Raw genomic sequence first — 13,730 nt, forward strand, 5'->3', positions numbered from 1 at the left:
CCCTATCTATGGTTCTTACTTAGCCGAGCTGAGGGCGTCCGCGCCGCCCACGATCTCGGAAATCTGCTGGGTGATCTCCGACTGACGCGCGTTGTTGGCCAAGCGCGTGTAGTCGTTGATGAGCTTGTCTGCGTTGTCGCTTGCAGACTTCATTGCCTTCTGCGTTGCTGCATGCTTTGCAGCGGCAGACTGGAGCATGGCGTTGAAGATACGGCTCTCGATATACACAGGAAGCAAGGCGTCGAGCACCTTGTCTACCTCTGGTTCGAACTCATAAAGCGGAAGGATCTCCGACTCTTCGGGTGCCTCAACACCTTCAACGATCTCCAGTGGGAGAAGACGAACAACCTCAGGAACCTGCAGAAGCATGCTCACTAGGCGGTTGTACACGATGTGGATTTCGTCCACTCCGCCTTCGCTTGCCGGCTGCAAGAATTTGCTGACGACGGCGTCACCGATTTCTTTGGCGACCTCGAACTCTGGTGAGTCCGTGCCGCCAGTCCAAATCTGCTCTGCATCGCGCTTGCGGAAGGCAAAGTACGCGGCGGACTTACGTCCAACCAGGTAATAAACGACCTCTTTGCCCTCGGCTTCGAGTCGAGCTGCGAGTTCGCCAGCTTCGCGGAGAACGTTCGTGTTGAACGCTCCCGCAAGTCCGCGGTCGCTCGAGAAGATAACAACCGCAGCGCGGTCAATCGTCTCGGGCTCAGTTGTCAGCACGTGATCGACGTTCGAGAAAGTCGCCACCGCCGAGACGGCACGCGTGACCGCACGTGAGTACGGACCCGATGCAGCTACTCTCTGCTTCGCCTTTTGAATGCGCGACGCGGAGATCAGCTCCATCGCGCGTGTGATCTTCTTGGTCGTCTTGGCAGAACTAATTTTCTGCCGGTAGACCCGAAGTTGCGCTCCCATGGCTTTCTAACTTTCTATGTCGTGTTGGTCGATGATCACTGGTGCGAAGCTCAGCGCTTCTGCTTGACGATCTTCTCTTGAGCGATGTCTTCTTCAGCGATCTCTTCGAACTGCTCAGAACCAACGGAGTTGAGGGACTTGCCCTCACCCGTCTGGAAGCCAAGCTTGAAGGCTTCAACTCCGGCATCCATGTCAGCGATCAGCTGGTCATCGAGTGCGTTCTTCTCGCGAAGGGTGTCGAGAACCTTGGTGTTGCGGGCGAGGTAATCGTGCAGCTCGCTCTCAAAACGCAGGATGTCTTCGACAGGAACCTCATCGAGCTTGCCGTTGGTGCCGGCCCAGATCGATACAACCTGCTTCTCGACGGGGAACGGCGAGTACTGCGGCTGGCGAAGCAGCTCGGTGAGGCGAGCGCCTCGAGCGAGCTGGCGACGGCTGGTGGGGTCGAGGTCGGATGCGAACATCGCGAATGCTTCGAGCGAGCGGTACTGAGCGAGCTCGAGCTTCAGCGTTCCCGAAACCTTCTTGATCGACTTGACCTGAGCGTCTCCACCCACACGCGAAACCGAGATTCCTACGTCGACTGCTGGACGCTGGTTGGCGTTGAACAGGTCGGACTGGAGGAAGATCTGGCCGTCGGTGATCGAGATCACGTTGGTCGGGATGTAGGCCGCGACGTCGTTTGCCTTGGTCTCGATGATGGGCAGACCCGTCATCGATCCGGCACCGAGCTCGTCGGAGAGCTTGGCACAACGCTCGAGCAGACGGGAGTGCAGGTAGAACACGTCACCGGGGTAAGCCTCACGCCCTGGCGGACGACGCAGGAGCAGCGATACTGCACGGTAAGCCTCAGCCTGCTTGGAGAGGTCATCGAAGATGATCAGTACGTGCTTGCCGCCGTACATCCAGTGCTGGCCGATGGCCGAACCGGTGTAAGGAGCGAGGTACTTGAATCCTGCGGGGTCGGATGCGGGAGCGGCCACGATGGTGGTGTACTCCATGGCGCCGGCTTCTTCGAGTGCGCCCTTGACGGCAGCAATCGTCGAACCCTTTTGACCGATAGCAACGTAGATGCAGCGAACCTGCTTGTTCTCGTCGCCGGACTCCCAGTTTTGCTTCTGGTTGATGATGGTGTCGATCGCAATGGCCGTCTTACCGGTCTGGCGGTCACCAATGATGAGCTGGCGCTGGCCACGGCCGATCGGGATCATGGCGTCAATTGCCTTGATTCCGGTCTGCATGGGCTCGTGGACGCTCTTGCGGTCCATGACGCCGGGAGCCTGAAGCTCGAGTGCACGACGGCCCTCAGCCTTGATCTCGCCGAGACCATCGATCGGGGCGCCCAGGGGGTCAACCACACGACCGAGGAACGCGTCGCCGACGGGAGCGGAAAGTACTTCGCCGGTGCGAGTAACTTCCATGCCTTCGACGATGCCGGTGAACTCACCGAGGATGACGACACCGATCTCGTCTTCGTCGAGGTTCTGAGCGAGGCCCAGGGTGCCATCGGCAAAGCGAATGAGTTCGTTGGCCATGACGCCGGGGAGGCCGTCAACGTGTGCGATACCGTCGGCAGCGTCTACGACGGTGCCCGTCTCGGTCGTCGCAGCCTTGCCAGGCTCGTAAGCCTTGACGAAGTCCTTGAGCGCGTCGCGGATGTCGTCCGGACTAATGCTGAGTTCTGCCATTGTGTTTTCCTATTCCGTGGAAAGGTCTGCTAACTCGCTAGCCCGCGAGTTGGATCCTGAGGTCATTGAGCTTGGTGGAAACGCTGCCGTCGATGACTTCGTCACCGATCTGAACGCGTACCCCACCGATGAGCGAGGGGTCGATACGAACGTTGAGTTTGAGCTCGCGTCCGTAGTTCTTGGTGAGGCCGGCGCGCAGACGTTCGAGCTGTGCGGCCTTCAACGGGGCGGCAGTCGTAATTGTTGCGACTGACTCGCCCGCTTGGTCGGCCACGATGTCGGCGGCCGTGGCGACGAGTTCACCGATACGGCGGCCACGCGGCTGCTGCACGAGCTGGTCGATGATGGCGATTGACTGATCGGAGGCTTTGCCTGCGAGCAGTTCGCGAACCAATGACGACTTCGATGCAGCGGAACCAAGTTTGCTTCCGACAGCGAGTTCTAGCTCAGCATCAGATGACACGGTGTCGCCGAAGGCGAACAGTTCGTCATCAATGGAGAGCTTCGCCGGAGCGGACTTCGCAATTGCGCGAATGCCGATCTCTTCAATTCCTGCGAGCAGGTCATCGGCATCCGACCAACGAACACTCACGATGGCTGAAAGTACGGTGCGCGCTGACGCGCTCAGCGACGAGAAAACCGAACCGACAATGGCGGCCTTGTCTTTCGCAGCGGCGGCAGGATCGGCCAAAGCGGAGCGCAGTTGAGCGGAATCGCCCACGACACGCCCTGCTTCAAACAGCTCTGCGCCAGTGGCCAGAGAGTTCTTGACAGTGACGGATGACAGAGCATCCTTCGCTGCTACAAGCGCTTCTCTCGTAGCTGATCCCATTACTTCTTCGCCTTCGCCTTCTCTGAAGCCTCAAGGTCAGCCAGGAACTGGTCGACGAGTGCGGAGGACTTCTTGTCGTCCGTCAAGCTCTGCCCGATAACGCCCGATGCGAGGTCGATGGCCATTGAGCCAACTTCGCTGCGGAGCGAGACGAGAGCTGCTTGGCGCTCTGCTTCGATCGTGGCTTGGGCGTTCGCAGTGATGCGAGCAGCCTCAACCGTTGCCTGCTCTTTGAGCTCGTTGACGATCTCGGTGCCCTCAAGTCGTGCCTGTTCGCGAATCTTCGCGGCCTCGGCACGCCCCTCGGCGAGTTGCGTCTTGTACTGCTCAAGTGCTTCAGCGGCTTCAGCCTGAGCGATCTCAGCCTTCTTGATGCCACCTTCGATGGCCTCAGCGCGAGCATCAAGCGTCTTCGTCAGTGCAGGAAGGAACTTCTTCCAGAAGAAGAACAAGATGATAGCGAAGCAAACCGCTGACCAAATAATGTCGTAGTCCGCAGGAAGAAGCGGGTTGATTACATCACCCTCAGTTTCTTCTGCAGCAGCCAGTAGTGCGCTAAGCATCCCAGCCTCCTCAATCAGTTGTTAGAAATTAAAGTGAACCGGGGAAAGGGATGAATGCAACTGCGATCGCGATGAACGCGAGCGCCTCGGTGAATGCAATACCGAGGAACATAAGGCCCGTGAGGCGACCCTGAAGTTCTGGTTGGCGTGCAACGGACTCAACGGTCTTGCCCACAACGATGCCTACACCGATTGCGGGTCCGATGGTTGCAACACCGAATGCGAGGGGTGCAATGTTTCCAGTCAGCTCTGCGACGTTCATTTGTGTTTCCTTCCGTGATTTTCTAATCCAGGCGAGTGCCAGGATCGGTCTAGTGCTCTTCGACCAGCGCGAGCTGGATGTAAACGGCGGTCAGGAATGTAAAGACATAAGCCTGAAGTACCGCAACAAGGAGTTCGAAGATTGTGAAGATGAAGCCAAAGGCGAGGGTTCCAATGCTGAAGAGGCCGAAGAGGCCACCAGCAGTGAACAAGAAGAAGTGCGTTGCCGAGAAGCACAGCACGAGAAGCATGTGACCCGCGATCATGTTCATCAGGAGTCGCAGTGCGAGAGTTACCGGACGAAGGATGAACGTAGAAACGAACTCAATCGGAGTAACGATGAAGTAGAGCGGCCACGGCACACCGGCGGGGAAGAGCGACGCCTTGAAGAAGGTGATGCCCTGCTTCTTGATGCCGGCGTAAATGAAAACGACGTAGGCAACAAGAGCGAGAACGAGTGGGACACCGATTACGGCTGTGCCGGCGACGTTGAGCCCAGGGACAATACCCGTGAGGTTCATCGCTAGCACCATGAAGAACATCGTGGCGAGCAACGGCATGAACCGCTTGCCGTCTTCCTTGCCCAGCGCGCCATCCGCGATGTTGGACTGAACGAAACCAACAGCCATCTCGAGCATGCTTTGGCCGCGACCCGGAATCATCCGCATGCGACGGGTGCCGACCCAGAACAACAGAATCAGCACGGCGACCGCGATGAAGCGGACCAACATGAGTCTGTTGATTTCGAAGGGGGTGTCTACGAATAGAAACCCGGGCGGGACAAATTCAATGAGCGACGGGCCATGAAAGCCCCCATCGCCTGATCCGTCATCGGTGGCAAAGGGCGCTAAGAGCGCGAGAGCGTTATATAACAGCGCTGTCTCCAGAATCGGGGCGTGTAACTACGCGGCGATGAAAATTGGGGGGTTGTAACAAGAACTAACTCTATCAAGAGAATTACGCTCACGACGAATCTGCGGGCGAATCCGCCAGATTAGTTTGACGTCGAGGTATCTTCACCTGGCAACTGCACTCCGGGCACGTAACTTTCGCGCGCCCGAACGAACGCCAGCACGTCGACGATGAGGCTACCGAGCACCGCCGCGAGGATCGAGAAGAAGAATACGACAGGCTCCAAGAACGGCTGGCCGCGCAGCGCAACCAAGATGGCGATGAACAGGACAAACTTGATCAGCCACGCGCCCAGAACGATGGCGAAGAAAATGGTGCTCGATGAATCGCCCCCGGTTGCCCGCGACGCGATCACAATGGTGCCGGCAGTAAGCGCCATAAAGAGGGCGGTGAGCCCAGCGCCGATCAAAGCACTGATCAGCCCGGAGGTGTCTGCGACGAGGTACCCCACGATGGAGCCGACCACAGCGATGCTGACGGTCAAGATTGCCCCGTAGGCGATCGCGCGGCCGAGAATTGCGGAGGACTTCATTCGGTGGGTTCCTTTGTCTTGTGCTGGGTCGAACTGTCGTTGGAGGCGGCATCCAGACCGTCATATCGTGCATCGTCGAGAGATTCTTGCTCGGCCGCGAGGCGCTGGGCAGCAGCCTCACGCGACTTGCGTCGGCTGAGAGGCGCCAGCGTGAGAGCCGCACAGCCAGCGAGGCCGACGACGAACATGAGCGCCGCCCACCGCCACGGCACGAACGTGAAGGCGAGAACGCCGACCGAGGCCACAAACGTCCAGCTGTAGAGGATGAGAACAGCGTGCAGGTGGGAGTGGCCCATGTCCAGCAGACGGTGGTGCAGATGTTTGCGGTCCGCCGTGAAGGGAGACTTGCCAGCGCGAAGACGACGGGTGACCGCCATCCCGAAGTCAAGCAACGGGATGATGAGCACTGCGATGGGCAACAGGATGGGGATGAAGGCCGGCAAGAAATCAAGGGTGAACTTGTCTGGCTGAGCCAGATAGCCAGCATCCACTTGACCGGTGACCGAAATGGCGGATGCCGCCATGAGAAGGCCAACCAGCAGCGCCCCAGCATCGCCCATGAACATCTTCGCGGGATGGAAGTTGATGGGCAGGAACCCGACGCACGCACCGATCAAGATCGCGGTTGTGAGGGACGCCAAGTTGAAGTATTCCGTCTGCGCTTGGCCCTGCAAGAGGTACGCGTAGATGAAGAAGACGCTGTTGGCGATGACCGCCACCCCGGCGACGAGACCATCAAGACCATCAATGAAGTTGACGGCGTTCATCACGAGCACGACGGCGAAGATGGTGAGGATCAACGACACATAGGGCGAGACGATGGTTTGCCCACCGATCGGCAGCGTCGAGAGCTGGACTCCCTGCCACGCGAGAACACCGGCCGCGATGATCTGCCCGGCCAGTTTGGTCAACCAGTCAAGGTCCCACACATCATCGGCGACACCAATAACGACGATGATGAGCGCTGCGCCGAGGAGACCGAAAACCTTGCCCGGCTCGTTGAAGATCAGCGAGAAATTGCCCAGCGAGGACGCAACAGCAAATGCCACAACGATGCCAATGAACATCGCAACTCCGCCCAAGCGCGGTGTGGGCGTCGTGTGGACGTCACGCTGGCGAACCTGCGGATACAACTTGTACTTGAGGCTCAGCTTGAGCACCAACAGCGCGAGGCCGTAGGTGACCATTGCGGCGATACCCGCAATGAGGAAGTAAAAAACTATTCGCACCGATCGGCCCCGATCAGCTCGCGTATGGCGTCGGCCGAAATGACGCCTTCACGCACGATGCGCAGCTTGCCGCCGTCGACAAGCAAACCCGTGGCATCCACAATCGTCGAAGCGAGTTCGCCACCCTCGCCATCGTCGAGGTACACCGAAACCGACTCCCCCAGCATCTCTTTTGCCGCCGCCGCCGAGCGTGCCGCCGGCAGACCCGTGCTGTTGGCGCTCGAGACCGCAAGCGGGCCCGTCTCCGACAGCAGTTCGAGAGCAATCCGGCTGGATGGCATGCGCAAAGCAACCGTGCCCTGGGTCTCGCCCAGATCCCAGATCAGCGAAGGCTGCGCCGGAAGAATGATCGTGAGGCCACCGGGCCAAAACTCGGCTACCAGAGTGCGCACTTCGTCAGGAACCTGAGCGGCAAGCGCATCAAGGGTCGGGATGCCCGGGATCAGCACCGGTGGAGGCGACTGCCTCGTGCGCCCCTTGGCATCAATCAGCTTCTGCACCGCCTCGGGCTGGAATGCATCAGCAGCCACCCCGTAAACAGTGTCAGTGGGGATCACGACGAGATCGCCGCGGCCAATAGCCACGCGAGCGAGTCGCATGCCGGTCAGGAGCTGTGCTTCGTCGGCACAATCAAAAAGGTCATCCATGTCCCCAACATGGTACCGGGCGAAACAGTGAAAGACTGATCACGACTAACAGATAGCGATGGCCAACAATGACGCTGCTTTTCATCTTTGACATGGATGACGTGCTCTATGAGTACGACTGGCGTGCACGAATGGCTGCTCTCAGCGAACTGACCGGCCGCAGTTTTCTCGAATTGCGACGCCTCTGGTGGCACGACGATGGCGAATTTGGTGCCGAAGCAGGCCTGTATCCGACCGGCGAAGAATACCTCGCGGCCTTTGAAGAAGCGATCGGCCGGAGCGTGGATGTCGAGCGCTGGCTAGAGATTCGGTCCACTGCGATGACGGCCTGGCCTGATTCGCTCGCGGCCGCCCGACGCGCGTCAGAACTGGGTCAGGCGACCCTGCTCACCAACAACGGGTCACTGCTCGGAGACAACCTGCCCGTGGTCGCCCCCGAGCTCGTGGATATTTTCGGCACCCACTTGCGCACGTCGAGCTTCTACGGTGCTCGCAAGCCGGATCCGGTCGTGTTCGAGCGAACCCTGAAGGCCTATGGCGTGGATGCCCACAACGCGTTCTTCGCTGACGACATGGCCGAGAATATTGCGGGCGCCGAATCTCTCGGCATCACCGGCCACCATTTTCGCAGCGGAGCAGAACTGCACCAGGCGATTGAAGAGTTTGCGGCCGCTCGGGCCTAGAGCGCCTTTGCACTCGCGCTGCGGGCACTAGACCCGGCGAAACCCCGTCGTTACAGCAGCGCTGTAGTGGCGCGGTCGCGGCCGAGGAGGTCTTTGTGGTGAGCTACGGCGTTCCAGCCGTCCGCCGTGAGCAGCGCGGCCAATGCCGGAGCTTGCTCTTCGCCGTGCTCGAGCACGAGAGTGCCGCCCTGGTGCAACAGACGGCGAGCCGTCGTTGAGACGCGGCGTACGACATCCATGCCGTCTTCTCCGCCGTAGAGCGCCAGAGCAGGGTCGTGAAGTTGCACTTCGATATCGCGCGGGATTGCGGCCGCGGGAATGTAAGGCGGGTTCGAAATGACCACGTCAACGGTGCCGTCGAGTTCAGGGAAAGCGTCCCCCAAGTCGGCGTTGATGAGTGTCGCATTGTCTGTGCCATAGCGACGAAAATTCTCGCTTGTGTACGGTATCGCGTCCGGTGACAGCTCGACCGCATAAATACGAGCGCGCGGCACCTCGGTGGCCATCGAGAGCGCAATCGCGCCGCTGCCGGTGCCGAGATCGACACCGATCGGCTCGGGAGTTGCGCTCGCGTTGAGGGCATCGATCGCGAACTGCACGACAGTTTCCGTTTCGGGCCGCGGCACAAAGACGCCGGGACCAACGCGCAATTCGAGATTGCGGAAGGGCGCGATGCCCGTGATGTGCTGCAACGGCTCGCGCGCAGCACGGCGGACAAAGAGTTCGCGAACGGTAGCTTCTGCCGCAGCCGACACCAGCGCACCGGTGACCAGGCGAACCCGCAACTCGCCACGGCTCAACTCGAGCACATGCGCAACCAGCAGCTCAGCATCAACGCCAGGAGAAGGAACTCCCGCAGCACTCAACGACTCAGTGCCGCTGCCTACAAGGTCAGCGACACTGATGTTGTGCTCGGCAGTCACTGCCTCGCTCAGGAGTCGTTTCCTACAGCAGCCAATCGTGCCTCTTCATCAGCCATGATGCACGACTGGATCACAGGCTCGAGTGCGCCATTGATCGCCTGATCAAGGTTGTAGGCCTTATATCCGGTGCGGTGATCCGCAATCCGGTTCTCAGGGAAGTTATACGTGCGAATGCGCTCGGAGCGATCCATCGTGCGGATCTGGCTCTTGCGGTACTCGCTCGCCTCGGCATCCGCTTCTTCTTGATAACGAGCCAAGATGCGCGCGCGCAGCACTCGCATACCGGCTTCGCGGTTTTGCAGTTGCGATTTCTCGTTCTGCATAGCCACGACGATACCGGTCGGAAGGTGAGTAATACGAACAGCGGAGTCAGTGGTGTTCACCGACTGGCCACCGGGACCCGAGGAACGGTAAACATCGATCTTGAGATCGTTCTGGCTGATCTCCACCTCTTCAGGCTCGTCAACCTCAGGGAACACGAGCACACCAGCAGCGGAGGTGTGGATGCGGCCTTGAGACTCGGTGGCGGGCACACGCTGAACGCGGTGCACTCCCCCCTCGTACTTCAAGTGCGCCCAGACTCCCTCAGCGGGATCGCTCGAGTTGCCCTTGACAGCCAACTGAACATCTTTGATGCCGCCGAGGTCGCTCGAGGTCTGCTCGATGATCTCTGTCTTCCACTTCTTTGACTCTGCATAGTGCAAGTACATGCGCAGCAGGTCGCCAGCGAAGAGCGCCGATTCGGCGCCGCCCTCCCCCATCTTGATTTCCATAATCACGTCACGGGAATCGTTGGGGTCACGCGGAATCAGAATGCGACGAAGCTTCTCTTGAGCAGCCTCGAGAGTCTCGGTGAGCCCGGGGATCTCTGCAGCGAACGACTCATCTTCGTCAGCCATTTCGGTGGCTGCCGCAAGGTCATCCGTCAACTGACGCCAGTTATGGTACGCCGCAACAATGCGCGACAACTCGGCGTAACGTCGGTTGACTTTCTTCGAGCGGACCGGGTCTGAGTGGAGCTCGGGGTCAGCTAGCTGACCTTCGAGCTCCCCATGCTCGGTCAGCAGCGACTGTACTGACTCGAACATAGTTAGTCCTCTTTTGTGCCGTTAGTGGAAGGAAGTGACTTCTGGATCTGCATGAGGAACTCAACGTTCGACTGCGTCTCCTTCAGCTTATTCAACACGATCTCGAGCGCAGCCTGCTGGTCGAGACCAGCAAGGGCGCGACGCAAGTTCCAAGTGACCTTGACTTCGTCGGCACCGAGAAGCATCTCTTCGCGACGTGTTCCGGATGCATTGAAGTCGACCGCGGGGAAGATGCGCTTGTCAGCCAGCTGGCGCGACAGACGCAGTTCCATGTTGCCGGTGCCCTTGAACTCTTCGAAGATAACCTCGTCCATCTTCGAACCGGTCTCGACGAGCGCGGTAGCGATGATGGTGAGCGAGCCGCCCTCTTCAACGTTGCGAGCCGCGCCGAAGAAACGCTTCGGCGGGTACAGCGCTGCAGAGTCGACGCCACCGGAAAGAACGCGGCCTGAGGCCGGTGCAGTCAGGTTGTAGGCACGACCGAGGCGCGTGATCGAGTCGAGCAGTACGACTACGTCGTGACCGAGCTCGACGAGACGCTTAGCGCGCTCGATAGCCAATTCGGCAACCGTGGTGTGGTCTTCAGCGGGACGGTCGAAGGTCGAAGCAATAACTTCGCCCTTGACGGTGCGCTGCATGTCCGTAACTTCTTCTGGGCGCTCGTCAACGAGAACGACCATGAGGTGAACCTCGGGGTTGTTCTTGGAGATCGCGTTTGCGATGGCCTGAAGAATCTGCGTCTTGCCTGCCTTAGGCGGCGAGACGATCAGTCCGCGCTGGCCCTTGCCGATCGGAGCAGCAAGGTCGATCATGCGCGTCGACAGCATCGACGGCTCAGTCTCGAGACGCAGACGATCCTGCGGGTAGAGCGGGGTGAGCTTGCCGAATTCAACACGGTTCGCCGCCTCTTCAACGGGAAGACCGTTGATCGAGTCGATGCGCACGATCGCGTTGTACTTCTGGCGGCCCTGGCTGTTGTCGCCCTCACGCGGCTGGCGAATAGCGCCAACAACGGCGTCACCCTTGCGGAGGTTGTACTTCTTGACCTGGCCAAGCGACACGTACACGTCACTGTTACCGGGAAGGTAACCAGTGGTGCGCACGAAAGCGTAGTTGTCGAGCACGTCGAGGATGCCGGCAACCGGAATCAGTACGTCATCGTCGGTGATCTCGGGCTCGAAGTCGTCGCCCATGTTTCCACGGCCACGCTTGCGGTCACGGTAGCGACCGCGTCCACCGCGCTCGGAGTCAACGTCACCGCCGCGCGAGTCATCGTTGTTGCGGCTGTTTCCGCCGTTGTTGCCATTGCGGTTTCCGCCGTTGTTGCCCTCAGCGTTGTTGCCGTCGCCGTTGTTGTTCTGGCGGCGGTTGTTGTTCTGACGGCCCGAACCTTCGCCGTTTTGGCTGCTGCCATTGCGGCTGCGGTTGCGGTTGCGGTTACGGCCCGAACCCGATTCATTGTCGGAGTCGTTGTCGTCGTTGCTGTCAGAACCGTTGTTCTTGTCAGCGTTGTTGTTCTTGTCAGCGTTGCTGTTCTTATCAGCGTTGCTGTTCTTGTCGTCGGAGTTCTTGTCAGAGTTGTCGGCGTTGTTGCTGCCCTTGTCACCCTTGTTGTCGCTCTTACGGTTGTCGTTCTTGTTGCCGCCCTTGGCAGCCTTGGTGTCGTTGTCGGTCGACGTTGCGTCGGCCGAAGCTGCGCTGTCGTCGCTCGAAGCGTCCGCTGCTGCAGCGCTACGGCTGGAGCTGCGACGGTTGCGCTTAGGAGCTGCATCGGCTGCGGGAGCATCGGTGGATGCTGCTGCGCTGGTAGATGCGGTGGTGCTGGCTGCGGCATCCGATTCAGGAGCAACTGCAGCGTCAGTCTTCTTCTTGCGAGGAGCCGTCTTCGGCTTGTCTGCTGCACTGTCGGCGGCAGGTGCCTGAGCAGCTGAATCCTTCGACGATGAAGCGTTCTTGTCTACCTGAGGAGCGCCAGCGGGGCTTTCGGTACCAGCGATGGCGGCACCGTCAGTGCTCGTGACACGGCGCGAAGCGCGCTTGCGGACCGGAGCTGCTGCAGCCTCTGCGGGTGGGGTTGATGCGGTGTTGCTGTTGTTCTTCTCGTTAATTGCGTCCACGAGATCTCCTTTGCGAAGTTTGGAAGTACCGGTGATGCCGCGTTCGGCTGCCATAGCTTGAAGCTCGGGCAGTCGCAACGCGCTCAGCGCGGCACGGGAATCCACGCTTGATGCGTGGTTGTTGACGTCAGTCACTACTTGGGGTTCCTTTCCCCAGCCAAGATTGATTTCCTTGGTGGAGAGCTAGTCGCTCACCGATGTCTGCGCGGATGCGCAGGAATCTAAATTCGGGGATACGACGGGTGAAGTGCGACCGGGAGGCTACGACTACGCCGAAGCTTCTACCTGGTGCTCATTCACTGTAGCACCTTTGAAGTCCACGGCTAAGAGGAGGCTTTCCCACGGCGTTGCGGCGTGCTCCTGCACGAGAGCCGCGGTCTCGAGACGCCTCGCGGGGTCATCAGCCAGCACCAGAACCGAGGGCCCGGCACCGGAAACAACCGCAGCATGGCCGTGCGAGCGCAGCATCCGGATCAGCTCTGTGGTCTGCGGCATCGCTGCAGCGCGGTAGTCCTGATGCAGGCGATCGCCGGTGGCTTCGAGCAACACTTCAGGGCTCTGCGTGAGTGCCGCAATGAGGAGCGCAGCCCGCGAGACGTTGTAGACAGCGTCGGCGTAGGGCACGGCATCCGGTTGCAAACTGCGCGCATGCGCCGTCGAGACCCGGAAGTCGGGCACGAGAACAAGAGGTGACACTCCACGGTGCACCATCAGCTTCTTGGCCTGCGGCCCCGAGTCGGTGGTCCACGCGATCGTGAGCCCACCCAAGAGGGCAGGCGCGACGTTATCGGGGTGCCCCTCAAGTTCTGTGGCGAGCACGAGGAGGATTGCGGCATCCATCTCGACGATGCCCTCAAGCAGCCCCTTGGCCGCCATGACGCCCGAAACGATTGCCGCAGCAGACGAACCAAGTCCCCCACCGTGCGGGATGACATTGGTCGCCGACACGTGCAGTGCCGGCATGGTCTGCCCGAAGTGCGTAAAACAGTGCTGGATCGCCTGAATGACGAGGTTTGACTCATCTGTTGCGACAATTCCGGCACCAACACCCGTGACATCAATCGTGACGCCCGCGCCCTCGACCGCAGTGACGATCAGCTCGTCATAATGCGACAGCGCAAGCCCAAGCGTGTCGAACCCCGGGCCAAGGTTGGCCGAAGTCGCCGGCACACGCACGACGACACTGCGACCGACCAGCGAGGTCATGCCTTCGCCAGCCCCAGAAAACGGGCACTGACGTCGCTGAGCTGTGCCTTCGAGGCCGCCGTTGTCACACCGAAACGGTCGGCGTGCTCGTGAAGAAGACTTTCCCGCTGCTGGTTCTTGAATTCACTGCCCAT

General features: G+C 59.9%; 15 protein-coding genes. 1 reads left to right on the top strand and 14 read right to left on the bottom strand.

What is annotated here, in order from left to right; translation table 11 throughout:
• Nucleotides 1-15: 15 nt before the first annotated feature.
• The 9 genes from I6E51_RS13680 to I6E51_RS13720 all read right to left on the bottom strand — a co-directional run bounded on the left by I6E51_RS13680 (nucleotide 16) and on the right by I6E51_RS13720 (nucleotide 7,579).
• Nucleotides 16-915 carry a F0F1 ATP synthase subunit gamma gene (locus I6E51_RS13680; protein ID WP_197108942.1) on the bottom strand — a complete coding sequence of 300 codons (900 nt, stop codon included), beginning with the start codon at nucleotides 913-915 and terminating at the stop codon, nucleotides 16-18.
• Between the two features lie 50 nt (nucleotides 916-965).
• A complete protein-coding gene (gene atpA / locus I6E51_RS13685) occupies nucleotides 966-2,603 on the bottom strand; it encodes a F0F1 ATP synthase subunit alpha (RefSeq protein WP_197108943.1) in 1,638 nt (545 codons plus the stop codon).
• 37 nt (nucleotides 2,604-2,640) lie between these two features.
• Nucleotides 2,641-3,435 carry a F0F1 ATP synthase subunit delta gene (locus I6E51_RS13690; protein WP_197108944.1) on the bottom strand — a complete coding sequence of 265 codons (795 nt, stop codon included), beginning with the start codon at nucleotides 3,433-3,435 and terminating at the stop codon, nucleotides 2,641-2,643.
• Nucleotides 3,435-3,998, bottom strand: a complete 564-nt coding sequence (locus tag I6E51_RS13695; RefSeq protein ID WP_197110663.1) for a F0F1 ATP synthase subunit B — start codon at nucleotides 3,996-3,998, stop codon at nucleotides 3,435-3,437. The genes I6E51_RS13690 and I6E51_RS13695 overlap by 1 nt, the downstream gene beginning before the upstream one ends.
• Nucleotides 3,999-4,026: 28 nt before the next feature.
• The gene (gene atpE, locus I6E51_RS13700) at nucleotides 4,027-4,260 is read right to left on the bottom strand and encodes an ATP synthase F0 subunit C (protein ID WP_197110664.1); all 234 of its coding nucleotides are present in this window, start codon (nucleotides 4,258-4,260) and stop codon (nucleotides 4,027-4,029) included.
• Between the two features lie 49 nt (nucleotides 4,261-4,309).
• Nucleotides 4,310-5,134 carry a F0F1 ATP synthase subunit A gene (gene atpB, locus I6E51_RS13705; protein ID WP_231600205.1) on the bottom strand — a complete coding sequence of 275 codons (825 nt, stop codon included), beginning with the start codon at nucleotides 5,132-5,134 and terminating at the stop codon, nucleotides 4,310-4,312.
• A 119-nt stretch (nucleotides 5,135-5,253) separates the two neighbouring features.
• The gene (locus I6E51_RS13710) at nucleotides 5,254-5,703 is read right to left on the bottom strand and encodes a hypothetical protein (protein ID WP_197110665.1); all 450 of its coding nucleotides are present in this window, start codon (nucleotides 5,701-5,703) and stop codon (nucleotides 5,254-5,256) included.
• Nucleotides 5,700-6,926 carry an MraY family glycosyltransferase gene (locus I6E51_RS13715; RefSeq protein ID WP_307784021.1) on the bottom strand — a complete coding sequence of 409 codons (1,227 nt, stop codon included), beginning with the start codon at nucleotides 6,924-6,926 and terminating at the stop codon, nucleotides 5,700-5,702. The genes I6E51_RS13710 and I6E51_RS13715 overlap by 4 nt, the downstream gene beginning before the upstream one ends.
• Nucleotides 6,923-7,579 carry an L-threonylcarbamoyladenylate synthase gene (locus I6E51_RS13720; protein WP_197108948.1) on the bottom strand — a complete coding sequence of 219 codons (657 nt, stop codon included), beginning with the start codon at nucleotides 7,577-7,579 and terminating at the stop codon, nucleotides 6,923-6,925. Before I6E51_RS13720 ends, I6E51_RS13715 begins: the two co-directional genes overlap by 4 nt.
• Nucleotides 7,580-7,647: 68 nt before the next feature.
• Here I6E51_RS13720 and I6E51_RS13725 point away from each other — a divergent pair, with 68 nt between their 5' ends.
• Complete coding sequence (locus I6E51_RS13725) at nucleotides 7,648-8,262, top strand: HAD family hydrolase (protein WP_197108949.1); 615 nt, start codon at nucleotides 7,648-7,650, stop codon at nucleotides 8,260-8,262.
• Between the two features lie 50 nt (nucleotides 8,263-8,312).
• On the opposite strand, the gene prmC is transcribed toward I6E51_RS13725, so the two are convergent.
• The 5 genes from prmC to I6E51_RS13750 form a co-directional block, all read right to left on the bottom strand.
• The gene (gene prmC / locus I6E51_RS13730) at nucleotides 8,313-9,185 is read right to left on the bottom strand and encodes a peptide chain release factor N(5)-glutamine methyltransferase (RefSeq protein WP_197110666.1); all 873 of its coding nucleotides are present in this window, start codon (nucleotides 9,183-9,185) and stop codon (nucleotides 8,313-8,315) included.
• A gap of 8 nt (nucleotides 9,186-9,193) precedes the next feature.
• Complete coding sequence (gene prfA, locus I6E51_RS13735; protein WP_197108951.1) at nucleotides 9,194-10,273, bottom strand: peptide chain release factor 1; 1,080 nt, start codon at nucleotides 10,271-10,273, stop codon at nucleotides 9,194-9,196.
• 2 nt (nucleotides 10,274-10,275) lie between these two features.
• Entirely contained in the window at nucleotides 10,276-12,525 is a 2,250-nt protein-coding gene (gene rho, locus I6E51_RS13740) for a transcription termination factor Rho (RefSeq protein WP_197110667.1), read from the bottom strand.
• Nucleotides 12,526-12,657: 132 nt separating this feature from the next.
• Complete coding sequence (gene thrB / locus I6E51_RS13745) at nucleotides 12,658-13,596, bottom strand: homoserine kinase (RefSeq protein WP_197110668.1); 939 nt, start codon at nucleotides 13,594-13,596, stop codon at nucleotides 12,658-12,660.
• Nucleotides 13,593-13,730, bottom strand: a complete 138-nt coding sequence (locus I6E51_RS13750; protein ID WP_197110669.1) for a hypothetical protein — start codon at nucleotides 13,728-13,730, stop codon at nucleotides 13,593-13,595. Before I6E51_RS13750 ends, thrB begins: the two co-directional genes overlap by 4 nt.

Source organism: Salinibacterium sp. NSLL17, from assembly GCF_015864935.1.
GTDB lineage: Bacteria > Actinomycetota > Actinomycetes > Actinomycetales > Microbacteriaceae > Rhodoglobus.

Coding starts and splice junctions, on each gene's coding strand:
- I6E51_RS13710 (WP_197110665.1), bottom strand. CDS start 5,703: ATGAAGTCCTCCGCAATTCTCGGCCGCGCGATCGCCTACGGGGCAATC.
- atpA (WP_197108943.1), bottom strand. CDS start 2,603: ATGGCAGAACTCAGCATTAGTCCGGACGACATCCGCGACGCGCTCAAG.
- I6E51_RS13720 (WP_197108948.1), bottom strand. CDS start 7,579: ATGGATGACCTTTTTGATTGTGCCGACGAAGCACAGCTCCTGACCGGC.
- I6E51_RS13695 (WP_197110663.1), bottom strand. CDS start 3,998: ATGCTTAGCGCACTACTGGCTGCTGCAGAAGAAACTGAGGGTGATGTA.
- I6E51_RS13680 (WP_197108942.1), bottom strand. CDS start 915: ATGGGAGCGCAACTTCGGGTCTACCGGCAGAAAATTAGTTCTGCCAAG.
- prfA (WP_197108951.1), bottom strand. CDS start 10,273: ATGTTCGAGTCAGTACAGTCGCTGCTGACCGAGCATGGGGAGCTCGAA.
- I6E51_RS13750 (WP_197110669.1), bottom strand. CDS start 13,730: ATGGGCAGTGAATTCAAGAACCAGCAGCGGGAAAGTCTTCTTCACGAG.
- thrB (WP_197110668.1), bottom strand. CDS start 13,596: ATGACCTCGCTGGTCGGTCGCAGTGTCGTCGTGCGTGTGCCGGCGACT.
- I6E51_RS13690 (WP_197108944.1), bottom strand. CDS start 3,435: ATGGGATCAGCTACGAGAGAAGCGCTTGTAGCAGCGAAGGATGCTCTG.
- atpE (WP_197110664.1), bottom strand. CDS start 4,260: ATGAACGTCGCAGAGCTGACTGGAAACATTGCACCCCTCGCATTCGGT.
- I6E51_RS13725 (WP_197108949.1), top strand. CDS start 7,648: ATGACGCTGCTTTTCATCTTTGACATGGATGACGTGCTCTATGAGTAC.